The following is a 25655-nucleotide window of genomic DNA, read 5'->3' on the forward strand; positions in this document are numbered from 1 at the left end:
TTGTCATCTCTAATAACTTTTATTATTAGACTGCGCTGAGGAATTATCTGATGAATATAAATGTTCGGACCGAATCAGTAATAACATTGGCTCAGAAATTAATACAACAACCCTCAATAACATCAACATCTTGTAACTGTCATAAAATAATTAATAATTATCTACAACAACTCAATTTCAAAATAGAATTCATGAAATTTAAAGATACTATTAATATCTGGGCGTATCATAATGGAAATAGAAAAAATAAATATATAAAAACACACACATTGTTATTTTTAGGACATACTGATGTTGTAACACCTGGAACGCTAAAAAATTGGAAGTACCCTCCTTTTTCTGGAGTAATACACGATAATATTCTATATGGCAGAGGCGCTGCGGATATGAAAGGTGCCCTGGCTGCTATGCTAATAGCTGCTAAAAACTTCGTGCATAATAATTCTGATTATCCAGGTAAAATAGCATTCCTTATTACCTCTGACGAAGAAGGAAAAGGTACTAATGGCACCATAAAAGTTGTACAATCTTTATTAAAACGAAATGAAAAAATAAATTATTGTATAGTTGGAGAACCAACTAGTCAAAATAAAATAGGTGATGTGATAAAAAATGGCAGAAGAGGATCATTAACGGCAACACTAACAATACTTGGAATACAAGGACATGTAGCGTATCCGCAATTTTCTAAAAATCCAATTCATTCTATTATTCCAGCTATATCGGATCTTTTAAATACCAAGTGGGATCAAATAAACAATACACTGTTTCCTGAAACTACTATGCAAATCACTAATATTATATCTAATAATAACAATAATAATAATATTATTCCAAACGAAGTTACATTACAAATTAATCTTCGTTTTAACACTTTAACTTCTGTAAATAATATAAAAAAACAAATACATAAAATATTACAATCCAATAATTTAAATTATAATATTAATTGGCAATTACACGCAGAACCTTATTTTAGTAAACCTGGCAAATTTACCAATATTGTTATAAACATAATTAAAGATAGTCAAAAATTTACTCCTGTCTTAGAAACTACAGGAGGTACTTCTGATGGACGTTTTGTTGCTAAAATGGGATCAGAAATTATAGAGTTAGGTGCGCTTAATTGTAGTATTCATAAATTTAATGAACATATTCATATAAAAGACCTAAAAATCCTTCAATTTCTGTATCAAGAAATACTAGAAAAGTTATTCATCAATGCAAGTAATTTACTATAAAGCAACGGCTTTTTATTATTATATTTACCGAATAATATATATTATTAATTATTATGAATATAATGCAAAACATATATCGCGTATTATCATAGTAATATAAATACGTACATAAACAAATAAAAATAACTTATATCTACAACTAATTATTAATCAGTATTAATTAAGCACGATGAAATATCACATGTATTATCTATAGATAATATTGAAGGAGGGTATATATTCAAGCGTTTTCCTAATGTTTTATCAGATAACTCAGATGCAGTATTATTGATTAACGGAATGGTATAATCACTATTTATATTCATAGTATCCGGCAAAAAATTTATATCTTTTGGTATCCTGAGATATGATAAAGGTTCAGTGTTCAAATACCAAAAATCTGGATCAAATTGATAATCCTTACCCTTATTATATATCCCAAAAGAACACGCTGACATTAAAATTAAAATAAATAACATTTCTAAAAATATTAACATGATTAATCAATCCTTTATTTTATATTAGTAATTATTATTACTACTACACTTGTTTTTATAAAACAACCCGGACTTTATTAAAGCTTTCTGCAATACATGACAGTATTTTTCTGATAAATTAGTCATAGGTAAACGCAAAGTATCATAAGATATTAAACCTAATTTCTTACAAGCCCATTTAACCGGAATAGGATTTGAATCTAAAAATAATGCATTATGAACAGGCATTAAATTTTGATTGATCTTTTGAGCATTTACAAAATCGTTATTTTTTGCGAGTCTACATAACTCAGACATTGCTTTAGCAGCAATATTCGCAGTTACAGAAATAACTCCAACCCCTCCAAGTTTTATAAAATCTAATGCACTTAAATCATCTCCACTTAATAAAATAAAATCTTTATGCACTAGTTGTTTTAATTGATTAACTCGATTTAACTGACCTGTAGCGTCTTTTATGCCTATAATATTTTTGATTTTTGCTAAACGAGAAACAGTAATGGGTAAAAGATCGCATCCAGTACGTAATGGAACATTATATAATATTTGTGGCAATTTTGTATTTTCTGCAATTGCTTTAAAATGCTGATATAATCCTTCTTGATTAGGTCTATTATAATATGGAGTCACACTTAAACAAGCTGCTACGTTACTATCATTAAATTTACTAGTTAAAAAAATAGCTTCCGCAGTTGAATTAGCTCCAGTACCTGCGATTACAGGTAATCTACCATTACTAAATTCTACAGTCCACATCACTACATCAATATGTTCAGTGTGTGTTAAACCAGACATTTCCCCAGTAGTACCAACAGATACAACAGCCGACGTACCATTTATCACATGATAATCAATAAGTCTTTTCAAACTCACTTTATCAACTGATCCTTTTAAATCCATCGGGGTAATTAAAGCCACTATACTACCCGAAAACATGCACGATCATCTCCATTAATTAATAAATAAATAATAAAAAAAATTATTGCTCTATTTGTTAAATAATCAAGTAATATTGATTTTTAATAAATAAAATTTAATATAACATCAATATTAAATAGAAATAATATTACACTTATATTGATATTATTTTATCAGAATACATACACTTAGGTAAATAAGTGTATATAAACAAAATTGTATAATTAACTATATTACATTAATTAAAAATTATTTTCATTACATTTTTATTTATTAAGTAAATTATTTTATGTCAATAACATTAAATATATTCATTTATTTTTATGTAATAAATTTTTATAATTTAATAGTGCATATAATCTCTGTATTGTATAGTTACATAAACATAAAAATTATGTATTTGTTAATAAATAATAATAAAATATGAAATTTTACCATATAAAATATTAATAACATTTTTTCAAAATTATTTTTGTAAGTATAAAATTGATAATTTTTAATATTAAAATATTTGATTTTTAATATCTTTATTATGCATGTAAATTAGCAGTACAAAACAATTTATTAAAATAAAAATTTAATATTTCAACATATACATATGATCGAATTTACATCACAATAAAATTTTCTATCAAATGCAACAGAATAAAATAAATAATAACAAGTTATATGCATAAAATAATTATACATCAAAAACTTAAATACATTATTGTTACTAAACATTCAATTTTTACGATACATTTATTAATAAAATCAATACGTTATTATTATTTGGTACCAAATATTTTATCTCCAGCATCTCCAAATCCTGGAATAATATATCCATGCTTATTTATTTTGTGATCTACAGATGCTAAATACAACTCAATATCCGGATGTTTTTTCTCCAAAGCATCAATACCTTCTGGAGCTGCTACTATAGATAACACTTTTATATTGAAACACCCAGATTTTTTTAACAAATCAACAGCAGCAATTATTGAACCACCAGTTGCTAACATAGGGTCCAAAACCATAGCCATACGTTGACTAATATCTGACACTAATTTATAAAAATATGGGATTGGTGCAAGAGTTATTTCATCTCGATAAATGCCTATTATACTAATGCGCGCGCTAGGTAAATGCTCTAAAACACCGTTCAGCATACCTAATCCAGCCCGTAAAATTGGTACGATTGTTATTTTTTTGCCTTTAATCCGTGTAATATTTACTAAACCACACCACCCTTTAATAGATACTAATTCTGTATCTAAATTATCAGTAGCTACATAGGTTAACAAACTACCTAATTCAGATGAAAGTTCTCGAAAACGTTTGGTACTAATACCACAGATACGCATCAGTCCTAACTTATGTTGCACTAAAGGATGTTTAACTTCAACTACTTTCATGTAAATTTGATTACCTATAACTATGAATAGAAATACACAATCAATATTTTTATTTAAAATTTAAAGTATTCAGCATATACACAACCCTTATATATTTATAATTAATATAATATAAACATTAAGTAATAAGAAAAGCATAACTTTTATTCAAAATAAAATATAAACAATATATTATAATTTATAAAAAATTTTTCTATTTGTTTTAATAGAAATTAACTTTTAAAGAATTATATTTTTAAAAAAGATGATAAATAAAATTTAAATAAGTTAAATTTTTTTCTAAAAAACATACAAAAATATTTTTAAAATATATTTCCATAAAACTCTTTTATTTAAATTAAAATATTGATTATCTGCATTCATTATATGCATAAAATACAAATATTTTATATATAATCTTTATAATTTAACAACTTAGTAATGTATATTATTATTATAATAATATACATTGTATTTATATGATAAATATTGTAAGACTAATTCATTTCAACTATATAAACACTACACATACAAATATATAGTCTTAATACGATAATAATTTTATAGAAATAAAATCTCATTTATAAAAAAATTAAATTCAACACATATTGACGTCACTAACTTTAACAATATTAAATGTAATTAATTTACAAAATAAATCTGTACATTTCTTATGTATATTAATTTTCTAAAATACACTAAATTTTTAAAAATAAAACTTGTATAAAATAAAATATAAAATTTTTATATATTAATACTTAATTAATAACTATAGAGAAAATATAATTTATAATAAATTTCACACCATACCCAGTTTTCAAATTAGTAAAGCACCAAGGTAAATTGTTTCTTAAGAAATTTATATCTGTGGTCATTAATTCTAATGATGCTCCTACATACATAGCTAAATCTACTTTATTAACTATCAATAAATCAGAGCTAGTAATACTAGGCCCGCCTTTTCTAGGAATTTTATCTCCTGCTGCTACATCTATAACATAAAAACTTATATCTGATAATTCTGGGCTAAAAGTAGCACTTAAATTATCTCCACCACTTTCAATAAAAATAATATCCAAATAATTAAATTTATGTATCAATTCTTCTATAGCTAATAAATTCATAGAAGCATCCTCCCGAATAGCAGCATGAGGACAACTCCCAGTTTCTATACCAATAATACGATCTGATTCTAATGCCTTAGAATCTATTAAAATACGTTGATCTTCTTTAGTATAAATATCATTAGTAACTACAGCTAATTGATAATTATTTCCCATATTTTTACATAATACTTCCAATAATGTAGTTTTACCGGATCCAACTGGCCCACCTACACCAATACGTAATGGTTTTTTATATGACATATCTTCTAAATACTCTCTTGTATTATAAGAAATATGAATATTTAATTACACTAAGCATTTTACAGAACATATTTAAGAACGAAACAAACGACAATACTGTGTTTCATGACAAGCAGATGCAATAGATTGCAATAAAAAACTACTACCTAATTCACTATCTGATATAGTTTTAGATTTTTCCCAAGCTTTAGGGAGTATTGTGATAAAATATCTTAATAAAGATTGAGCACTACTCTGACCAAACAACACTAATTTTAGTCCTACCATTACAGACGCTTCCAACATATTATAAGCATATCCTAATGCTAAATTATGCAAAGGAATACCGCACATACACCCTAACCATGCTATTGATGCTAATCCACTTCGTTCCAACGCTAATAACCAAATAGTATTATTTCTTTGATTAGTAAATAATGTTGGGTACCATTGCAATACTAATTTTTTCATAGCTTTTCCACGTTGTTGTTCTTCTAATCTAAGTTCATAAGTGTCACGATATGACAAAATATGTGATGTACATTGAAAAAAATTTTTTTCGTCAGAAATTTTTGTATAATAATAGCAACGTTTAAGCATAGGCCAATCCAAGTATACCAAAGTACCATTAATCCATTGCTCTTGCCAGGAACAAAAAGTTTTTTCAGAATTAACTAATTTGTATTCTATAGCCCATTCTAATCCTCTAGAATACATAAAACCACCTACAGGTAAGTTAGAACTAATTAACTGCATTAAAAATAATAATGATACACTATTTTGTTTGATACACATAATAATTTATTTCATAAAACTACTTATAATACTTTTATTATACAAAAATAAACAATTAATAATATTAATTACGCGTTAAACATACATAAATATTTCGTCTATATATTTCTAAAACGTTTTTATCAAATATTATAATATTTGATAAAAACAGACATATTTATAATGTATTATCTGCGTAACACATACAATCAATACATTTTATATGTATAATGTTTCTATACAAAAAAAAATAAAATGTTTCATTTATATTGATTTTGAATAAGTACTGTATAACTAATAACATAACGCTATTTTGTATATAACACATAACTGGTTGTCTTAATAAAATATTTATATAAACTTAAAATAAAAAATAACGCTGAGACATAGGCAAATCATCGGCTGGAGCACAAGTTAATAATTCTCCATTAGCCCTTACCTGATAAGTCTGAGAATCTACTTCAATTATTGGCTGCCAAGAATTATTAACCATGTGTTTTTTTTGAATAGTTCTGCATTTACTAACTTTCCCAATTAAACTTCGCAAATTTAAATCACTAACTATATTAGAATCATATGCAATCTGAGATAAAAATGTCATGCGTGTAGAATTGTTCGCTTTTCCATAGGCTCCAAACATTGATCGATAATGTACAGGTTGTGGCGTTGGAATAGATGCGTTAGGATCTCCCATCATAGAAGCAACAATCATGCCCCCTTTAATAATCAATTCTGGTTTAATTCCAAAAAAAATAGGCGACCATAATACCAAATCTGCTAATTTTCCAATTTCAATAGAACCAACTTCATGAGCAATCCCATGAGTTATAGCAGGATTAATAGTATATTTTGCAATGTACCGTTTAATACGAGTATTATCATTATATTTATCATTATCTAACAACAATGGGCCTCTTTGTAATTTCATTTTGTGTGCAGTTTGCCAAATACGTAAAATGACTTCACCAACGCGCCCCATAGCCTGAGAATCAGAAGAAATCATAGATACAGCGCCAAGATCATGTAATATATCTTCAGCAGCAATTGTTTCTTTACGAATTCTAGATTCTGAAAATGCTATATCTTCGGGAAGATGGGGATTTAAATTATGACATACCATCAACATATCTAAATGTTCATCTATTGTATTATTAGTATACGGCATAGTAGGATTAGTAGAAGAAGGCAACACATTATTATAACCACACATACGGATAATATCTGGAGAATGTCCGCCTCCAGCCCCTTCTGTATGATAAGCGTGTATTGTTCTACCGTTAATTGCAGATATAGTGTCTTCAAAAAATCCAGATTCATTTAAAGTATCAGTATGAATAGATACTTGAATATCGAAAGCATCTGCTACATTCAAACAACAATCAATGGAAGCAGGTGTTGCTCCCCAATCTTCATGGACTTTTAAACCAATAGCACCAGCAATTATTTGTTCTTCTAACGCTTTAGGTAAAGAAGCGCTACCTTTTCCTGTCAATCCAACATTTACAGGCAGAGTGTCCACTGCTTGTAACATACGAGATAAAAACCAAGGTCCTGGAGTACATGTTGTTGCATTACTTCCAGTCGCAGGTCCAGTTCCACCACCAATCAATGTAGTAATACCCGAACATAATGCTTCTTCTATTTGTTGAGGGCAAATAAAATGAGTATGAGCATCTATTCCTCCGGCTGTAATAATTTTTCCTTCTGCTGATATTATTTCCGTACCAGGACCAATATTGATTGATATATCAGGTTGTATATCAGGATTACCTGCTTTGCCAATGCCAGATATACGCCCATTATTTATACTAATATCTGCTTTTATTATGCCCCAATAATCAATAATAATAGCATTAGTAATAACTAAATCAGCACAATTTACACTACTCATTTGCCCTTGACCCATACCATCACGTATAACTTTACCTCCACCAAATTTTAATTCTTCTCCATATACAGTGAAATCTTGCTCTATCTGTATCCATAATTCAGTATCTGCTAGACGCACAGAATCTTTTGCAGTAGGACCAAATAACTTAGCATAATCATATCGAGATAATATATTTGTCATAAAACTAATTTGAAGTAATAGCACCCATTATTAATTTACAAAACCCATAAATTTTACATGCATCTACATATGCAACCAATTCTACGTTTCTAGATTGCCCTGGTTCAAAACGTATTGCAGTACCAGAAGGTATATTTAAACGAAATCCAAGCGTAACAACCCTATTAAATTTTAATGCAGTATTAACTTCATAAAAATGAAAATGAGAACCAACTTGTATAGGTCTATCTCCACAATTTATAACTGTTACTAAAATTTTTTTTCTACCAAAATTTAATTCTATTTCTCCGTGAGAAATATGCCATTCACCTGGAACCATGTAATTTTATGTTAATTATTAATAATATAATTTCTAAATAATAGGATCATGTATTGTTACTAATTTAGTACCATCCACAAAAGTGGCTTCTACTTGTATATTAGAAATCATCTCTGGTACTCCTAACATTACATCGTTCCTAGTTAATATATTTTTACCGAGCGACATTAATTCCGATACATTTTTCCCATCACGCGCTCCTTCTAATATTGTATAACTAATTAATGCCACTGCTTCTGGATAATTCAATTTTAACCCTCTATGACGACGTCTTTCAGCTAATAATGCAGCTGTAAAAAGTAATAACTTATCCTTTTCACGTGGTAATAATTTCATAGAAAACCCTTTACGTAAACCAAATGCGAGGTATAGTGACATCTTTTCCAATTACAGCAGGACGTACAATATACCAAATACGATGAATTAATTGTTTTATAAATTGATGATCCTTCCCTAATAACCGTACTATCAGTATAGTATCTAACAAAGATGCCCCACCGATATAAGAAGATCGTACAGGTTTAATTAATGTTCGTACTTTTTTTAATATTTCATAATCTGAAGGAATTGCAAATAACATAGCACTGATAAAAAATCCTCCTAATTTTTCAAAATATTCTAATTCAGTCACTTTAAATCGATCTTGTAATCCAACAGAATTAGATATAATAACATTTAAATAAATATCTGTTTCTTCTGGATAAAGTAATACATGGGATGATAGATACCCAAAACATAATGTTTCAAAAGCAATAACTCGAGCTCCTTCTTCTAAAATAAAAGTATTATGAATTTTTGCTTTTGTTTTAGGGAAAAAAATACTACTTTGCGGAACCCACTCTAAGGTAGTATTTTTTCTTAATTTAAACATATTCGTTTGTTCAGCATAAAGACCATTGCTGCGATAAAATCTAGAAGCGCCAGGAGTTGTAAGTAGCGCGCTACTATTAGGTTCTAATTGAACATTTAGTATTAACTTATCTCCTCCCACTAAACCGCCTGGTGGATGTAATAAATAAACATGCGGAATATCATCATTTCTGGGATAAAAACATTTTTTCACATAGAAAGGACCAACATGCTGACATTTCGTCAAAACACTTATTCCTTGTTTTAATGAAAAATTTAACTGTAACTTCCCCAACCATACTTGACTCGAGTGTTTATCCATTAATTTTTATCCATAACACATAGTATTATATGTAATAATTTTTACAATTACAATAATCACAGAAATTTTATATGTATAAATAATTGAATTACTGCTAAATATAAATTTATTCCCACTCAATAGTTGCTGGAGGTTTAGAGGAAATGTCATATACTACTCTAGAAACACCTTCCACTTCATTAACTATACGATTAGATACTATACATAAAAAATCATAAGAAAATTGCACCCAATTTGCTGTCATAAAATCTGTAGTTTCTACCGCTCTTAGAACAATAACCCACTTATATTTTCTTTGATCTCCTTGTATTCCAACTGAATATACAGGTAAAAATACTGCAAAAGCTTGACTCACTTTTTTATACCAATCATGCCGATGCAATTCTTCAAAAAAAATAGAATCAGCTTTTCTTAAAATTTCACAGTATTCTTTTTTTACTTCACCTAATATTCTAACAGCTAAACCAGGACCTGGGAATGGATAACTATATACAATATCATACGGTAAACCTAAATTTAGTCCAATATTACGTACTTCATCCTTAAATAAATATTTAATTGGTTCTAATAAATGAATATTTTTAATTCCAGTAAATCCGCCAACATTATGATGTGATTTAATTACATTTTTAAAAACAGAGAACGACATACCGGATTCAATAACATCTGAATATATAGTACCTTGAGCTAACCATTTTATAGAAACTAAATTACTGATTTGCTCAGAAAAAATTTCTGTAAATACTCTGCCAATTATTTTTCTTTTTTCTTCTGGATTCGTAATACCAATTAAAGCATCTAAAAATCTTTTTTCTGCCGAAATACGAATAATATTAAAATTATAATGTTTAATACAAAAATCATAGACTCTATTAGATATAGAGTTATCCAGTAATAAACCATTATCTATAAAAATACAAATAAACCGGCGACCAATCGCATGATGTAATAATATAGCAGTAACTAATGAATCAACCCCACCTGAGAATGCAAGTAATACCTGATCAGTTTTACCTACTGTAATACTAATTTTATTAATAATATCCTTAGTAATATTATTTATCTGCCAAGAAGATACACAACAACAAATTTCTTTAATAAAACGTTCTAAAATATTTTTACCTTTTTTAGTATGTGTTACTTCTGGATGAAATTGTATACCATATAAATTTTTGTCCTCATTAATCATAATAGCAACTTGTTGATTTTTATTGACACCCACAATGTTAAAGCCATCGGGAACAACAGTCACTACATCTCCATGACTCATCCATACATCTATTATAGGATAACCCGTATCATCGTCAATATAATCATAAATATCTTTTATAAGAACATTGTCGGACAATAACATAATTTCAGAACAACCAAATTCACGTTGCAACACTATATTCTTTACCGTCCCACCCAATTTGTACGCCATAATTTGCATACCTAAACAAATACCTAGTATTGGAATTCCTAAAGTAAACAAAGCATTAGGAATATTTGGATAAGAATTATTAACAATACTATGAGGACCGCCTGATAAAATAATACCATTAGGATTAAAATTTGATATTTTAGATATATCAGCATTCCAAAAAGAATAAGTTTCAGAGTATACACCCAACTCACGAATTCTTCTGAGTAATAATTGTGTGTATTGCGATCCAAAATCAATTACCAATATACGATAAGTATCGCAACAATTATTATTAATAATAATTTTATTATTGCTGGTAATCATCTATTAACAATCCATAAAGTCAATTATGATAAATTGTACCAATATTATTTCTGATAATAAGAAAACATTTAATTTTCACAAATAAATAATATAATTTAATAAAATATCGGATAATTAGGTGATTCTTTTGTAATTATTACATCATGTACATGACTTTCTTTCATACCAGATGAACTAATACGAACAAACTTGGCATGTGTTCTTAAATCATTAATAGTTCGACAACCAGTTAAACCCATACAAGAGCGTAATCCACCTATTAATTGATGAATAATTATTTCTAATTTTCCTTTGTAAGGCACTCTACCTTCAATACCTTCTGGAACTAACTTACATACAGAATCTCTTTGTTGAAAATATCTATCTGCAGATCCTTGAGACATAGCTGCTAATGAACCCATGCCCCGATAAGTCTTAAATGATCTACCTTGATAAAATTCTATATCTCCAGGAGATTCTTCAGTTCCAGCCAGTAATGAGCCAATCATTACGCAATGTGCACCAGCTACAATAGCTTTAGCGATATCTCCTGAAAATCTAATTCCACCGTCTGCAATAATCGGAATATTAACATTCTTCAACGCGCTTGAAATATCAGAAATAGCTGTAATTTGAGGAATTCCTACACCCGTTACAATACGTGTCGTACAAATAGAACCCGGTCCTATTCCTACTTTTACTGCATTAACACCAGAATCTACTAATGCCATAGCTCCTAATTTAGTAACCACATTACCTCCAATAATAGGCAAATTAGGGTATATAGCGCGAATGTTTCTAATACATTTTAATACTCTATCCGAATGACCATGGGAAGAATCAATTAATAAAACATCTAAACCAGCCTCTACTAATTTAGTAACACGTTCTTCATAATCACAATCTATTCCAATAGCAGCTCCCACTCGTAATCTTCCATAATTATCTTTACACGCATATGGTTTACGTTTTGCTTTTTCAAAATCTTTAGCTGTAATCATACCTTTTAAACAAAATTCAGAATCAACTAATAACACTTTTTCTACTCTTTTATTATGCATTTTACTTAAAACTATTTCTCGACTTTCCTTTTCTAAAACTGTCACTAAACGCTCTTTAGGTGTCATAACAGAAAACACATAATCTGATAAATTACTAGCAAATCTAACATCTCGGCTTGTAATAATCCCCACTAAATTCTTTCCATTAATTACTACTGGATATCCTCCAAAACCGTTGCGAACAGTAAGTTCTTTAACTTGTAACAAAGTCATATTTGGAGTAACACATTGCGGATTAGCAACCACTCCACTTTCATAACGTTTAACACGGTAAACTTCATTAACTTGCTGCTCCAATGACATGTTTTTATGAATAAAACCTAATCCCCCTTCTTGAGCTAAAGCGATAGCTAAAGCCGACTCCGTAACTGTATCCATAGCTGAAGAAACAATAGGAATATTTAAAAACACAGAACTAGTTATAGAACTTTTCAAAATAGTCTCAGTAGGTAACACTCTTGAATAAGCAGGCACAATTAAAACATCATCAAAAGTCAAAGCTTCCTTCAAAACATTAAACATTCTATTATCCATCACGTAAATCTAATATTTAATTGTATATATAACATGTTATATATGGTTGACCCCCGCGCACCTAACGGTTCCATTTCTAGCATAATTTTTATAATTAATCAAGTTTAAAGTATGAGATTTATGAGGATTTGTATTACTAATTAAAATTAGTATATTTATTAGAGACTAATAGTTTTAATAGGTTTCGAAAGTTATAAATAGATTTTATTTTAATTAGTATTAGTTTATTATGTTTATTTTGATGTATATAATTAATATTAAATTATTACTTGTATGTTATACATAACAGTATTGATATTAGATTTTTGTGAGTTAAATATTTTGATTGATATTTAAAATTATTTTAGATGATATGTGAAATTATTTGTTATATTTGAGTGGCGTAAATGAAAAAAATTACTATTTTACCTGAATCGTGTGGTTTTCTAGAACGTAAATCATCTGTGGATGTGGTATTAGTTGGAGCGGGTATTATGAGTATAACTTTTGGAATGTTTTTGACTTACCTTGAGCCAACTTGGAGTATTCATATATATGAACGTCTTGATGGTTCAGCTCAGGAAAGTACTAACATTTGGAATAATGCTGGAACTGGTCATGCAGCTTTTTGTGAGTTGAATTATACGCCGTATGGTAAGGATGGAGTTGTTAATATTGAAAAAGCGATTGCTATTAATGAAGCGTTTGAGATGTCACTTCAATTTTGGGCTTTTTTGGTAGAAAATGAAGTTATTCATTATCCAGGTTCGTTTATTAATAATGTGCCACATATGAGTTTTGTTTGGAATAAAGAAAATGTTGATTTTTTAAAACGACGTTTTCAAGCATTGCAAAATAATATTTTATTTAGTGGAATGATGTATTCTGAAGATTTAGAACAAATTTATAAATGGGCTCCTCTTATTATGAATGGACGTAGCATGTCTCAGAAAGTAGCTGCTACTTTTATGCAGATAGGGACAGATATTAATTTTGGTGAACTTACTAAACAGATGTTTAGTGCGTTAAAAAACAATATAAATTGTAGTGTATATTTACAACATGATGTAATTTCGTTGCATTGTAATAGTGATGCTACTTGGAGGGTGCATATACTAGATAAGCGGTGTAGACAAAAAAAAGATATTTGTGCGAGTTATGTTTTTATAGGCGCTGGGGGTAGGGCATTAAATTTATTACAAACTTCTAGAATTCCGGAGATTTTTAAATATGCTGGATTTCCGGTAGGTGGAAAATTTTTAGTTACTAAAAATCCTGCAATTGTTTCACAGCATTTTGCTAAAGTATATGGTCAAGCATCCATGCATGCACCGCCAATGTCAGTGCCACATATGGATACTAGAATTTTGAATGGTAAAAAATTTTTATTATTTGGTCCATTTGCTACTTTTAGCAGTAAGTTTTTAAAAAGTGGTTCATGGTTAGATTTGTTTAATTCATTAAATAGGCATAATTTATTTTCGATTCTACAAGTAGGTATAGATAATTTTGAGCTAATTAAGTACTTAATTAATCAATTAGTAATGTCAGATAAAAAGCGTATTGCTAAACTAAAAGAATATTATCCTAAAGCTAATTCATCAGATTGGATCTTAGTTACAGCAGGACAGCGCGTTCAGATTATAAAGACAAATGATGACAGTGATGAAAAAAGAGGGGTATTACAGTTTGGGACAGAAGTAGTTAGTTCTCATAACGGTACTTTATCAGGATTACTAGGTGCTTCTCCTGGAGCGTCTACTGTAGTTGCTATAGTATTAGAAATATTACAGAAAATGTTTAGAGGTAAAATGGATAGTATAGCGTGGAAAGAAAAGCTCATGGATATGATACCTACTTACAAGTGTAAGTTAAGTCATGATATTGTATTGGTAAATAAAATTAGACGGTACACTTGTGATAGGTTGGGGTTAAAGTATTTAGAAGCTGTTTCTCATAAAAAATGCAGTTAGATTTTATGTATTTTATTTATTATTTAAATATATTAATAGATTGAAGGTGTTATTTTTTATTTAGCAGTGATTTAGCGGTATTTTTGAAATATATATGCAATAGAATTCCAGTTATTTTAAGTGTACGGTAAAAAAAATTTTTTAAATATTGTTGATAGTGTTTAGGAAGTTTGTTGGCATGAGGACCGTGAATAATGAAAGTTAATGGATTATTTTTTCCAATATGAATGTGTTTTAATTTTATTTGTTTACTCTTATTAAAAGGTGGGGGAGGAACTTTAGTAGTAGCAGCGTATAAAATTGATATGAGTTTTGTTGTAGTGATATTTTTTATAGAATTTAGATGTGTGTTATGTATTGATTGGAAGAGCTTTTTTATTCCTGTTCCATATAAGGCTGAAATAAAATATATTTTTGTGTAGTGAATAAAATGTATTTTATTATATAGTGATTGTTTGATTGTATGTTGTGAAGTTTTAGAAATTTTATCCCATTTGTTTATTGCGATTATTAGTGCTGCACTATTTTTTAGTATAAAATGTAACAACTGTAAATCTTTATTGGAAATTCCCATACTTATATCATTTAAAAATAATACAATTTGTGCAGTTTTTATAATTTGGTATGTTTTAAGTGTATAAATTTTTTCTGTAGTATTGCGATTTTTTTGTATTCCGGCAGTGTCAATTAATATATATTTTTGCTTATTATAAATAATAGGTATGCTGGTACTATTTCTAGTAGTACCGGGTGCGCTATCAGCAATTACACGATTAGTTTTTAAAATATAATTAATTAAGGTAGATTTACCAGAATTGGGACATCCTACAATAGCTAGGGTTACAGCGTTTTTTTCTGTTTTTTTTATTATGGGTAATTCCGTATGTAATTTGGTACAAATAATTTTATTATTTGTTGATTTAATTTTTTTAGTATTATTTTTACTATGCAAAATTTTTTTATGTATATGATTTAGCAGATTATTTTTATTATGACCGATTTTATTTTTAGCAATACATAAGAATAATTGTTTTATTAGGTTTTTTATTCCATAACCATGCATTGCAGATATAAACATTATATGTTTTGTGTAGTAAAAAGGATATTCCCACAGGGAATTATTTATTAAGTTTTTGACGTTATCAATTTTATTGATAATAAAAAATATATGTTTTTTTTCTGTTTTTACTAAATTTTTTATTATTTCATTGTCTGAAGTAGATTGATGAGCGCGTTTGTCTGTAATATACAATAGAATATCAGATTCTTTTATAGCTAAATTCGTCTGATAAAAAATGCTACTTTGAATGGTTTCGTTTTTATTATTGTGTAATTCATCAATTCCTCCAGTATCAATTAGAATAGATTTAAAGTTTTTACATTGAAAGAAACCATACTGTCTGTCCCGTGTCGACCCCGGGTAGGGAGAAATTAAAGAATCGTTTTTTTGCGTTAGTTTATTAAATAGAGTAGATTTTCCTACATTTTTCCTCCCAATTAAGGCAATAATGGGCATTGTCATTTTAGTTTTTAATATTTTATGTTGTTAATTTATAAGTGTTCTTATTAAGACATAGTACTATAGTAGTTATTATAGCTCAATATTATAATATACATAATAGTTGGTAATATTTGTTTCGTATATTTTATAATGTATGGTGTGTTTTATTTTATATATATTGTATATGTATAATATTTTTGTATAAATTTTATCGGTAATATATTATTTTTATGTGTTATATATTTAAGATGTATTTTAATTTCGTATTAATTTCATGCAATTTCAGTATTTCTTCTGCATTTGTTTGTAAGTTTTTTAATATAATAGTTTTTTTTAAAAAATTTTCTTCATTTAATATTAGTAAAATTTTTGTTTTATTTTTATAAGCGAGATGTATTTGTTTTTTTATACTGTCTTTTCTGTGGTGTACTATTAATCGAATAGATGGGAATTCTGATCGAATATTTTCAGATATTAAAATTGCATGTTTTTGTATATCGAAATCTGAAGAATTAATTAAATATACATCGTTATGGATATTTTTATTAAAAATTTCATGATTAATTGCTTGCATTAATAATATTATGCGTTCTATTCCCATAGAAAAACCTATGGCGGGTACCGATGGTCCCCCGAGTTCTTGTATTAGTGTATCGTAACGGCCACCTGCACAAATGGTTTTTTTTTTGTTATTATGATCAGTAGTAGTAATCCATTCGAAGACTGTCTTATTGTAATAATCTAAACCACGTACTAAATATGGATTAATTGTATATGGTATTTTTGTCGCATCTAATAACTGACATAATTTAGAAAAATGAGTGTGTGAATCGTTATCTAAATAATCATTTATCATTGGTGCTGCATGTAATAGTTCTTTAGTTGCGTGATTTTTTGTATCTAAGATACGTAGTGGGTTGGAATGTAGTCGGCGTAAAGCGTAATGATCTAATTTTTTTAAATGTTTTTCTAAAAAAGATATTAATTTTTTACGATAATTCGTCCTAGATTGTATGGAACCTATTGAATTTATTTCTAAAGAGATATTTTTGTTGATGCCTAATTTTTCCCAACAACGCGCAGTAATCAGAATTAACTCAGCATCTATATTTGGTCCAGTACATCCAAAAGCTTCTGCGCTGAATTGGTGAAATTGTCTATGACGACCTTTTTGTGGTCTTTCATAACGAAACATTGGTCCATAGTACCATAGACGTTGTTCTTGATTATTATAAAATAATCCGTGTTCAATTCCAGCCCTAACACATCCCGACGTGCCTTCTGGACGTAGTGTTATGCTGTTTTCATTACGATCTTTAAAATTATACATTTCTTTTTCTACTACATCGGTAATTTCTCCAATAGATCGTTGAAATAAATTTGTATTTTCTACGATAGGAAATCGTATTTCTTTATATCCGTAATCGTGTACAATAGATTTTAGAGTATGTTCTATATATTGCCAAATTATAGTGTCTTTTGGTAAGATATCGTGCATACCTCGGATAGATTGGATACTTTTATTCATACTTGTATTATTAAATAAGATTGGTTATTTGTTTGTTATAGTAAAAATTTTTTATTCTAAAATTTAGATTTTTTTCTAATTCGACGTTCTAATTCTTCCACAATCCTGTCGTTATCACAGCGTGTTTTTTGTCGAATCCCATCTTCATATATACCGCTCTTTTTTTTTGCTCCGGCAACTCCGATAGTTGATTTTATCGCTTCACCTGGACCGTTAACTACGCAACCAATCACAGAGACATTCATGGGAGTAGTAATATCACTAATTTTTTCTTCTAGAGAATTTGCTACTTTAATTACATCAAATTCTTGTCGAGCGCATCCTGGGCAAGCTATAATGTTTACACCTTGCTGGCGTAAATTTAATGTCCTTAAAATGTCAAATGCTACTTTTACCTCTTCTACGGGATCTGCGGCCAAAGAAATGCGCATTGTATCTCCAATTCCTTCATTTAACAAAAATCCTAATGTTATAGCAGATTTTACTGTTCCGTTACGGAATGTTCCAGATTCAGTTAGCCCTATATGTAGCGGTTGATCTATTTTTTTTGCTAGTTCACGATATGCTTGTATTGTAATTAGAGCATCAGAGGATTTAATACTAACTTTAAATTGATGAAAATTTAGTTTTTCTAAAATGTTTACATGTTTCATTGCAGATTCTAATAAAATATTTGCTGTTATTTTACCATTGTATTTTTTTTGCAAATCATGTTCAAGAGATCCAGAATTTACACCGATACGGATAGATATATTTTTGTCTTGTGCACAGTGTACTACAGATTTAATTCTTTCAATATTTCCAATATTTCCAGGATTGATTCGTAAGCAATCTGCTCCATATTCTGCAGCTTTTAATGCAATACGATAATCAAAATGAATATCTGCTACTAATGGAACATCAGTAATTTTTTGTTTAATTATTTTAAACGTTTCTGCAGCGTCAATGGTGGGTATGGATATTCGTATAATGTCTACTCCTGCTTTTTTTAAAGATTGGATTTGTTGAATAGTTGCTGCTATATCTGTAGTACGAGTATTCACCATAGATTGTATTGAGATTGGTGCGTTATCTCCAATTGGGACGTTGCCTACATAGATTCGTGTAGATTTTCTACGTATAATGTTTGATAAATTTTTCATATTTCTTCCTTTAGATTGTTGAGAAAAATTTAATATACATGAGTTATATATTGTATAATTTTTTATTTACTATGTTCTAAATTATAGAATATTATAAGTAATATGCTGTTAAATATAGAACATACTATATTTATAATATGTTTGTAATGATATGTTATAATTTTTTATAGTTTGTGTTTATTTAATTTATATAATAAAGTTTTATTAGCGTAGTATTTACTATTAATAAAATTAATTAAGTAATATTGTTTACTGCAATATTGTTAGTGTAATTTGTACAGTTAGAAATATTAAAATTTATACGATTTGTTATTGTTCCTGTTAATTGTCCACAAGCAGCATTGATATCTGCTCCTCTAGTTTTTCTGATGATAGTGTTAATTTTGTACTGTAATAAAATTTGTAAGAATTTATGTATACGAATACGTGAGCTACAGGTATATGGAGTATTTGGAATTGGATTCCATGGTATTAAATTAATTTTACATGGAATTCCTTTAAGTTTTTTTGCTAATTGATGAGCATGTGATATATCATCATTAACATGATTTAATAGAATATATTCTATTGTTATTCGTCTGTGATTAGATTTAAAGTGTTTTGAGTATTTATTTACTGAATTTAATATATTACTAATATTATATTTATTATTAATTGGCATAATTTTGCTTCTAATATGATCATTTGGAGCATGTAGTGATATAGCTATTGGTATATCTACTATATCTGTTAGTTTTTCTATGCCAGGGACTATCCCAGCAGTTGATAAAGTAATACGTCTTTTTGAAATTCCAAAGCCTAATTTATCTAATATAATCTTTATAGCTGATGTGACATTTTTAATATTTAGGAGTGGTTCTCCCATTCCCATAAATACAATATTAGTAATTGGAGAATATTTATTATGTGTAATATTTTTATTTAGTTGAATAGTTTTAGATATTTGCCATACTTGACCCACAATTTCTGATACTTTCAAATTTCTATTAAATCCTTGTTGTGCAGTTGCACAGAAACTACATCCTACAGCGCATCCAATTTGTGATGATATACATAATGTAGTTCTATAGATTTCAGGAATATAAATTGTTTCTATTTCTTGTGTATCAACTTGCATAGTCCATTTTATTGTGCCATCTAAAGATATTTGTTTTTTTTTTATTATTGGAGCGCGTATTTCAGAGATTTTTGCTAATTTTTTTTTTAAATTTATACTGAGATTTGTCATTTGATTGAAATCATTGCAGTAATAATGATAAATCCATTTCATTATTTGATATCCTCGAAAAGGTTTTTCACCGATTTTTTGGAAAAAGTTTAATAATTCTTCTCGGTTCATATTCAGAAGATTTATTTTTGTGTTCATTAATGAGTCCCTAATTATTAATTTATTGTATATAAACATTAGCACACATACTTTATGTACTAAAGTAGCATGGTTTTATATTTTTAAAAAATATAAATTTACTTGTTATAAAAGGTTAATTCATATTAATATATGATGTGTGCTATTGATTAATTTTAATTTTTATGAACAGTTTATTTATTAATACGTAATATATATGTTTTTACAATTTGAGATATTTTAATTTAGTATAATTAAGTTGTTATTTTTTAAAAAAAATAAGAAATTTCACGTATGGCGGATTTTTTAGAATCAGAACCATGAATAGCATTTTTAGTGCAATTATAGCCATAATCAGATCGGATAGTACCCGATAAAGCAACAGTTGGGTCAGTAGCTCCCATGATTTCTCGATTTTTTTTTATAGCTTGATAACCCTTTAATATTTGTATAAATATAGGACCAGAAATCATAAAATTTATTAATTCGTTAAAAAAGAATTTATTTTGATGTGCTGCATAAAATTCGGATGCTTGTATTGAGGTAAGTTGTAGTATTTTGGCATTTACTATCATTAAACCTGAAGTTTCCAATCTATTAATTATAGCTCCGATAACATTTTTAGCTACTGCGTCAGGTTTGATAATAGACAATGTATGTTCTGTTTTAATAGACATAAATATTCCTATTGTTGATTAACATAGCGTGCAGTTTACTTGTTTAAGTTTTGTTAAATTTTAAATAAACAAAGTATTTTTATTTTTTTGATTTTTAAGATATCTGTGCTTATTAATAGTATATATCTTATGTGTTTATTTTAATTTTGTTAAAGACAAAGACTATATGTTCATTGTGTTTTGGTTATATATTCAACACTATATATTAGTGTTGGTATTTATTATTAATATAATATATTAGTCATTGTATTTAATTTCAATATAGTATTGATGATATGCTGAATAGCGTATTTTATCTCTGCTTCAGTAGTAAATCTACCAAAAGAAAATCGGATGGAATTATATGCAGTTTCATCTTTTTTGCCTAAAGCTTTTAATACGTGGGATGGATTTAATTCTCCAGATGCACAAGAAGCACCAGAAGATAAGGCAAAATCTTTTAATACTGTCATGAGTGTTTCTCCATCTATATTGTTAAAACTGATATTTAGTATCGTGTCAACACTGTATTTTAGATCTCCATTAATTGATATACCTTCGATATGTTTTAGTCCTTTCCACAAATTATTTTTTAGTTTTTTTAATTGTATCATTTCGGTTGTCATTGTTTCTTGGGCTAAACGGTACGCTTCACCCATTCCAACGATTTGATGCACGGGGAGAGTTCCGGAACGTATATTATTTTCTTGACCACCTCCATGTATTTGTGTAGTAAGATAAATTTTTGGGTCTCTATGTTTTCTAATATATAATCCACCGATTCCTTTTGGTCCATATATTTTATGGCTATTAAAAGACATTAAATCTACCGGCAGAATAGATAAATCAATGTGTAATTTCCCAACACTTTGTGTTGCATCTACGTGAAAAATTATATCATGTAGTCGACATAATTTACCAATGCTTGCAATATCCTGTATAATGCCAATTTCGTTATTTACATGCATAATAGATACTAAAATAGTATCATCTTGTAGTAGTTTACTGATTTGATTTAAATTTATTAATCCATTAGATTGTGGTATGATATAAGTAACTTTAAATCCGTTGCTTTCAAGGTATTTACAAGTATTTAAAACTGCTTTATGTTCTGTTGCGCTTGTAATAATATGTTTGCCTTTTTTTTGATAATTTTGACTTATTCCTTTTATAGCAAGATTTATTGACTCAGTAGCGCCAGATGTAAAAATAATTTCGCATGACTCAGCCCCTATTAAGTTAGCGATTTGTTTGCGTGCTATATTTATTGCTGCTTCTGCTTTCCAGCCATAGTAATGGGAACGAGCCGATGGATTTCCAAATATTCCATCTATAGTAAGGTATTGTAGCATTTTTTTTACTACTCTAGGATCCACTGGGGTAGTAGAAGCATAATCAAAATATATTGGTAATTTCATTTAAAATACTCCAATACTAAATTTTATTGCATATAAATATGAGAATTTATATTTCATACACATTATATGAAATATAAATTATTTAATATATTTGATCTTGATGGAATATGTATTAAATACATTCTATTCTATAGTATTATAATAATATTTAATTTAATAAAATTAAAAGTAATATATATTTTATTTTATGTATGTAAAACATTTATTTTAAATGATTGATTTAATAGTCCTTTTCTATCTAAAATAAAGAATAGTATATGATTTTTGCAAGAGGTATGTAAATTGAATTTTACATTATTTTATGATCTATAAATTAACTAACGTAGTATAAATTTATATAAGTTATGCTATGAGACTTAATTATTAATATCTTCTTTATAAGATTATTTTTTAGTTTTATTAGTGTATATGATAGTTTTTTATTTTAAAAATAAATTATATAGATTTTATCTAATGAAAATTTATTAATAAGATAAAATAATTGTAAATTATATAATGTTTAATAATTTTATATACTAAATATTTAGTTATAAAAATAAATTTTTATGTGTGTAGTATATAATATTAATACTTGTTTTATTTATATATAGAACATTACTGGATAAAATTATTTATGCATCCAATGTTGAATGTTGCGGTGCGAGCTGTAAGAAAAGCTGGCATTTTTATTATTAGACAATATGAATTATTAGATAAAAACATTATACGATCAGTTGATATAAGAGATTTTGTGTCACGGGTAAATTTTGAGTCAGATTCTATAATAGAAGAAATTATTCATAAGTTTTATCCATTGCATATTGTTATTACCACTAAAAATACTCAAAATTTTAATTTTGAATTAAAATCATATCAAAAAATGCAAGATACTTTTTGGATGATTAGATCTATAGATAGTAGTATTAATTTCATTAAGCAATTTCCTTTTTTCGCTTTGTCTATTGCGATTCAGATTAAAGGTCATGTGGAAATTGGCGTAATATATGATCCAATTCATAATGAATTATTTAGTGCTTGTCGGGGAAGAGGAGCTTGGTTAAATGGTTATCGTATTCGTGTGAACACCACTAAAAGTTTACACAATTCTATTTTAGCGATTTCTTGTATACTGAATAGACAGGATACAATGATTAATTTAATTAATAAATTATCTTTAAAATGTGTAAATTTTCGATATACTGGAGAAAGTATTTTAGATTTTGTGTATGTAGCAGCGGGTCGTTTGGATGGTTGTATTGCTATTTTAGTTAAAAATATTAATAGAAACCAGAAAATTTTAGCTAGCGCTATTTTAATAATTCGTGAATCTGGTGGTTTTATTATTGATTTTGCTGGTACTGATAATTATTTTATGTCCGGAAATGTAATTGTTGGGAACATAAAAGTTACGCGCATGATTTATGCAATAATTCAGGAGTCTGAATAGCAGCACTTAGATATATGTTGATTATAAAACATTTCTGTAAACAAAATATGCGTGTTTCAATGAAATTAAAATGTTTTTAGAAAATATTAAAATAATATTGTTAATTTTTGTTAATATTAGAGTAAATAGGATATTTTTTGCAAATTGTTTCTACTTTGTTTTTAATATCTAAGATTATTTTTTTATTATAAATATTATTTAATATATCACATATCCAATGTGATAATTGTTGGATATCATTTTTATTGAAATTTCGTCTAGTTATAGCAGGTGTACCTATACGTATACCAGATGTAAAAAAAGCGTTATTTTGATCGTCAGGTATACTGTTTTTGTTAACAATAATATTAGCTTGCTCTAAAGTATCGCTAGCATCTTTGCCGGTAATGTTTTTATTAGTTAAATTTAATAAAAATAAGTGATTATATGTTGTGTTTGATACAATAGTGAATTTACGTGATAAAAATTCTTGCACCATAGTTTTAGCATTTTTTATGATTATTTTTTGATATTCTGTAAAAGATGGATCCATTGCTTCTTTTAAAGCAGCAGCTTTTGCAGCAATAACATGCATTAAAGGTCCTCCTTGAGAACCAGGGAAAACAGCTGAATCTAATTTTTTGTATAATTCATAATCTCCACCTCTTGCTAATATTAAACCGCCTCTTGGGCCTGCTAGTGTTTTATGTGTAGTAGCGGTGACTACATGTGCATGTGATAGTGGATCAGGATATATTTTTGCTGCTACTAATCCCGCAATATGAGCCATATCGACAAATAAATATGCATTTATAGCATCGGCTATTTGTCGCATTTTAGCCCAGTTTATAATTCCCGAATAAGAAGAAAAACCTCCTATTATCATTTTTGGTTTATTTATTATAGCTATATCATATAATTTTTCGTAATTAATGCAGCCAGTGTATTCAACTCCATAGGATATGGAGTTATAAAATTTTCCTGAAAAATTTACTTTAGATCCGTGAGTTAAATGTCCACCATGTGTTAAATGCATCCCTAAAATAGTATCTCCAGGATTTAATAGAGCATTGTAAACGGCAAAGTTAGCTTGCGATCCAGAATGTGGTTGTATATTTGCATAATCTGCTGAAAATAATTTTTTTGCCCGGTTAATTCCTAATTGTTCAATCATATCCATATATTCACATCCACCATAATAACGGTTTCCAGGATAACCTTCAGCGTATTTGTTTGTTAATTGAGATCCTTGTATTTTCATAATTTGAGGGCTTGCATAGTTTTCCGATGCAATTAGTTCGATATGTTTTTCTTGTCGATTAATTTCTTGTTGTATTATTTGCCATAGTTCAAAATCATAGTTTGTATATATAGACATAATTATCACCATGATAAAAGTAAAGATGTTATTATAGCGTGTATATAATATTTTAGGTATTAATTATTTTAATGTGTATTAATAATGACGTGTGTTTAATAAAAATTGTATCATATAAAAAATATATTTTTGTATAAATGAAAAATTTAAATGAAATTATATTCATGTAGGTTAGGGCTGCAGATAGAACGGTTGTTCTGTATCGATTGTATTTTATATTAAGAAATTTATTAAAATTTTTTCAATAATTATTTATTTAGTGAATATGAACAGTATTATAGATGAATTTAGTTAGTTATATGTTATATATAATTAATACGTATGGTTTTCGTAATATA

At 27.9% G+C, this 25655-nt stretch carries 21 protein-coding genes; 3 read left to right on the plus strand and 18 right to left on the minus strand.

The annotated features are described in order from the left end of the window. Positions 1 to 50 precede the first annotated feature (50 nt). Complete coding sequence (gene dapE, locus M9405_RS02515; RefSeq protein ID WP_250223130.1) at positions 51 to 1241, plus strand: succinyl-diaminopimelate desuccinylase; 1191 nt, start codon at positions 51 to 53, stop codon at positions 1239 to 1241. Positions 1242 to 1387: 146 nt separating this feature from the next. On the opposite strand, the gene M9405_RS02520 is transcribed toward dapE, so the two are convergent. From M9405_RS02520 to guaB, 11 genes are all read right to left on the minus strand, one after another. After that, positions 1388 to 1717, minus strand: coding sequence for a hypothetical protein (locus M9405_RS02520; RefSeq protein WP_250223131.1), 330 nt, complete (start codon positions 1715 to 1717; stop codon positions 1388 to 1390). A gap of 24 nt (positions 1718 to 1741) precedes the next feature. Further along, the gene (dapA, locus tag M9405_RS02525) at positions 1742 to 2653 is read right to left on the minus strand and encodes a 4-hydroxy-tetrahydrodipicolinate synthase (protein WP_250223132.1); all 912 of its coding nucleotides are present in this window, start codon (positions 2651 to 2653) and stop codon (positions 1742 to 1744) included. Positions 2654 to 3402: 749 nt separating this feature from the next. Beyond that, on the minus strand, positions 3403 to 4029 hold the full coding sequence (upp, locus tag M9405_RS02530; protein WP_250223133.1) for a uracil phosphoribosyltransferase: 627 nt from the start codon (positions 4027 to 4029) through the stop codon (positions 3403 to 3405). A gap of 737 nt (positions 4030 to 4766) precedes the next feature. Next, positions 4767 to 5375 carry an urease accessory protein UreG gene (ureG, locus tag M9405_RS02535; RefSeq protein ID WP_250223134.1) on the minus strand — a complete coding sequence of 203 codons (609 nt, stop codon included), beginning with the start codon at positions 5373 to 5375 and terminating at the stop codon, positions 4767 to 4769. Between the two features lie 72 nt (positions 5376 to 5447). Beyond that, positions 5448 to 6149: an urease accessory protein UreF gene (locus M9405_RS02540; protein ID WP_250223135.1), complete on the minus strand. Its 702-nt coding sequence runs from the start codon at positions 6147 to 6149 to the stop codon at positions 5448 to 5450. A 340-nt stretch (positions 6150 to 6489) separates the two neighbouring features. Beyond that, complete coding sequence (ureC, locus tag M9405_RS02545; RefSeq protein ID WP_250223136.1) at positions 6490 to 8199, minus strand: urease subunit alpha; 1710 nt, start codon at positions 8197 to 8199, stop codon at positions 6490 to 6492. A 4-nt stretch (positions 8200 to 8203) separates the two neighbouring features. Beyond that, complete coding sequence (locus M9405_RS02550) at positions 8204 to 8518, minus strand: urease subunit beta (protein WP_250223137.1); 315 nt, start codon at positions 8516 to 8518, stop codon at positions 8204 to 8206. A gap of 33 nt (positions 8519 to 8551) precedes the next feature. After that, positions 8552 to 8854, minus strand: a complete 303-nt coding sequence (locus tag M9405_RS02555) for an urease subunit gamma (protein WP_250223562.1) — start codon at positions 8852 to 8854, stop codon at positions 8552 to 8554. A gap of 10 nt (positions 8855 to 8864) precedes the next feature. Beyond that, the gene (locus tag M9405_RS02560; protein ID WP_250223138.1) at positions 8865 to 9689 is read right to left on the minus strand and encodes an urease accessory protein UreD; all 825 of its coding nucleotides are present in this window, start codon (positions 9687 to 9689) and stop codon (positions 8865 to 8867) included. A gap of 106 nt (positions 9690 to 9795) precedes the next feature. Further along, a complete protein-coding gene (gene guaA / locus M9405_RS02565) occupies positions 9796 to 11418 on the minus strand; it encodes a glutamine-hydrolyzing GMP synthase (RefSeq protein ID WP_250223139.1) in 1623 nt (540 codons plus the stop codon). 95 nt (positions 11419 to 11513) lie between these two features. Continuing rightward, positions 11514 to 12980: an IMP dehydrogenase gene (gene guaB / locus M9405_RS02570; RefSeq protein ID WP_250223140.1), complete on the minus strand. Its 1467-nt coding sequence runs from the start codon at positions 12978 to 12980 to the stop codon at positions 11514 to 11516. Positions 12981 to 13378: 398 nt separating this feature from the next. Here guaB and mqo point away from each other — a divergent pair, with 398 nt between their 5' ends. After that, a complete protein-coding gene (gene mqo, locus M9405_RS02575; protein WP_250223141.1) occupies positions 13379 to 14944 on the plus strand; it encodes a malate dehydrogenase (quinone) in 1566 nt (521 codons plus the stop codon). Positions 14945 to 14993: 49 nt separating this feature from the next. On the opposite strand, the gene der is transcribed toward mqo, so the two are convergent. The 6 genes from der to M9405_RS02605 form a co-directional block, all read right to left on the minus strand. Beyond that, positions 14994 to 16466 (minus strand): ribosome biogenesis GTPase Der, encoded by a 1473-nt coding sequence (gene der, locus M9405_RS02580; RefSeq protein WP_250223142.1) that lies wholly within the window; start codon positions 16464 to 16466, stop codon positions 14994 to 14996. A 214-nt stretch (positions 16467 to 16680) separates the two neighbouring features. After that, positions 16681 to 17973 carry a histidine--tRNA ligase gene (hisS, locus tag M9405_RS02585; RefSeq protein WP_250223143.1) on the minus strand — a complete coding sequence of 431 codons (1293 nt, stop codon included), beginning with the start codon at positions 17971 to 17973 and terminating at the stop codon, positions 16681 to 16683. Positions 17974 to 18029: 56 nt separating this feature from the next. After that, on the minus strand, positions 18030 to 19115 hold the full coding sequence (gene ispG, locus M9405_RS02590; protein WP_250223144.1) for a flavodoxin-dependent (E)-4-hydroxy-3-methylbut-2-enyl-diphosphate synthase: 1086 nt from the start codon (positions 19113 to 19115) through the stop codon (positions 18030 to 18032). A gap of 235 nt (positions 19116 to 19350) precedes the next feature. Continuing rightward, positions 19351 to 20481 carry a 23S rRNA (adenine(2503)-C(2))-methyltransferase RlmN gene (gene rlmN, locus M9405_RS02595; protein ID WP_250223145.1) on the minus strand — a complete coding sequence of 377 codons (1131 nt, stop codon included), beginning with the start codon at positions 20479 to 20481 and terminating at the stop codon, positions 19351 to 19353. Positions 20482 to 20729: 248 nt separating this feature from the next. Continuing rightward, on the minus strand, positions 20730 to 21131 hold the full coding sequence (gene ndk, locus M9405_RS02600; protein WP_250223563.1) for a nucleoside-diphosphate kinase: 402 nt from the start codon (positions 21129 to 21131) through the stop codon (positions 20730 to 20732). 230 nt (positions 21132 to 21361) lie between these two features. Next, positions 21362 to 22534, minus strand: a complete 1173-nt coding sequence (locus M9405_RS02605) for an IscS subfamily cysteine desulfurase (protein ID WP_250223146.1) — start codon at positions 22532 to 22534, stop codon at positions 21362 to 21364. A 613-nt stretch (positions 22535 to 23147) separates the two neighbouring features. Between M9405_RS02605 and M9405_RS02610 the strand changes: the two genes are divergently transcribed. Further along, complete coding sequence (locus tag M9405_RS02610) at positions 23148 to 23960, plus strand: inositol monophosphatase family protein (RefSeq protein ID WP_250223147.1); 813 nt, start codon at positions 23148 to 23150, stop codon at positions 23958 to 23960. A 100-nt stretch (positions 23961 to 24060) separates the two neighbouring features. On the opposite strand, the gene glyA is transcribed toward M9405_RS02610, so the two are convergent. Next, positions 24061 to 25317 (minus strand): serine hydroxymethyltransferase, encoded by a 1257-nt coding sequence (gene glyA / locus M9405_RS02615; RefSeq protein WP_423775034.1) that lies wholly within the window; start codon positions 25315 to 25317, stop codon positions 24061 to 24063. Positions 25318 to 25655 lie beyond the last annotated feature (338 nt).

The organism is Candidatus Blochmannia ocreatus (assembly GCF_023585745.1).
GTDB classification, from domain to species: Bacteria; Pseudomonadota; Gammaproteobacteria; order Enterobacterales; family Enterobacteriaceae; genus Blochmanniella; species Blochmanniella ocreatus.

Coding starts and splice junctions, on each gene's coding strand:
- dapE (WP_250223130.1), top strand. CDS start 51: ATGAATATAAATGTTCGGACCGAATCAGTAATAACATTGGCTCAGAAA.
- M9405_RS02520 (WP_250223131.1), bottom strand. CDS start 1,717: ATGTTAATATTTTTAGAAATGTTATTTATTTTAATTTTAATGTCAGCG.
- dapA (WP_250223132.1), bottom strand. CDS start 2,653: ATGTTTTCGGGTAGTATAGTGGCTTTAATTACCCCGATGGATTTAAAA.
- upp (WP_250223133.1), bottom strand. CDS start 4,029: ATGAAAGTAGTTGAAGTTAAACATCCTTTAGTGCAACATAAGTTAGGA.
- ureG (WP_250223134.1), bottom strand. CDS start 5,375: ATGTCATATAAAAAACCATTACGTATTGGTGTAGGTGGGCCAGTTGGA.
- M9405_RS02540 (WP_250223135.1), bottom strand. CDS start 6,149: ATGTGTATCAAACAAAATAGTGTATCATTATTATTTTTAATGCAGTTA.
- ureC (WP_250223136.1), bottom strand. CDS start 8,199: ATGACAAATATATTATCTCGATATGATTATGCTAAGTTATTTGGTCCT.
- M9405_RS02550 (WP_250223137.1), bottom strand. CDS start 8,518: ATGGTTCCAGGTGAATGGCATATTTCTCACGGAGAAATAGAATTAAAT.
- M9405_RS02555 (WP_250223562.1), bottom strand. CDS start 8,854: ATGAAATTATTACCACGTGAAAAGGATAAGTTATTACTTTTTACAGCT.
- M9405_RS02560 (WP_250223138.1), bottom strand. CDS start 9,689: ATGGATAAACACTCGAGTCAAGTATGGTTGGGGAAGTTACAGTTAAAT.
- guaA (WP_250223139.1), bottom strand. CDS start 11,418: ATGATTACCAGCAATAATAAAATTATTATTAATAATAATTGTTGCGAT.
- guaB (WP_250223140.1), bottom strand. CDS start 12,980: ATGTTTAATGTTTTGAAGGAAGCTTTGACTTTTGATGATGTTTTAATT.
- mqo (WP_250223141.1), top strand. CDS start 13,379: ATGAAAAAAATTACTATTTTACCTGAATCGTGTGGTTTTCTAGAACGT.
- der (WP_250223142.1), bottom strand. CDS start 16,466: ATGACAATGCCCATTATTGCCTTAATTGGGAGGAAAAATGTAGGAAAA.
- hisS (WP_250223143.1), bottom strand. CDS start 17,973: ATGAATAAAAGTATCCAATCTATCCGAGGTATGCACGATATCTTACCA.
- ispG (WP_250223144.1), bottom strand. CDS start 19,115: ATGAAAAATTTATCAAACATTATACGTAGAAAATCTACACGAATCTAT.
- rlmN (WP_250223145.1), bottom strand. CDS start 20,481: ATGAACACAAAAATAAATCTTCTGAATATGAACCGAGAAGAATTATTA.
- M9405_RS02605 (WP_250223146.1), bottom strand. CDS start 22,534: ATGAAATTACCAATATATTTTGATTATGCTTCTACTACCCCAGTGGAT.
- M9405_RS02610 (WP_250223147.1), top strand. CDS start 23,148: ATGCATCCAATGTTGAATGTTGCGGTGCGAGCTGTAAGAAAAGCTGGC.
- glyA (WP_423775034.1), bottom strand. CDS start 25,317: ATGTCTATATATACAAACTATGATTTTGAACTATGGCAAATAATACAA.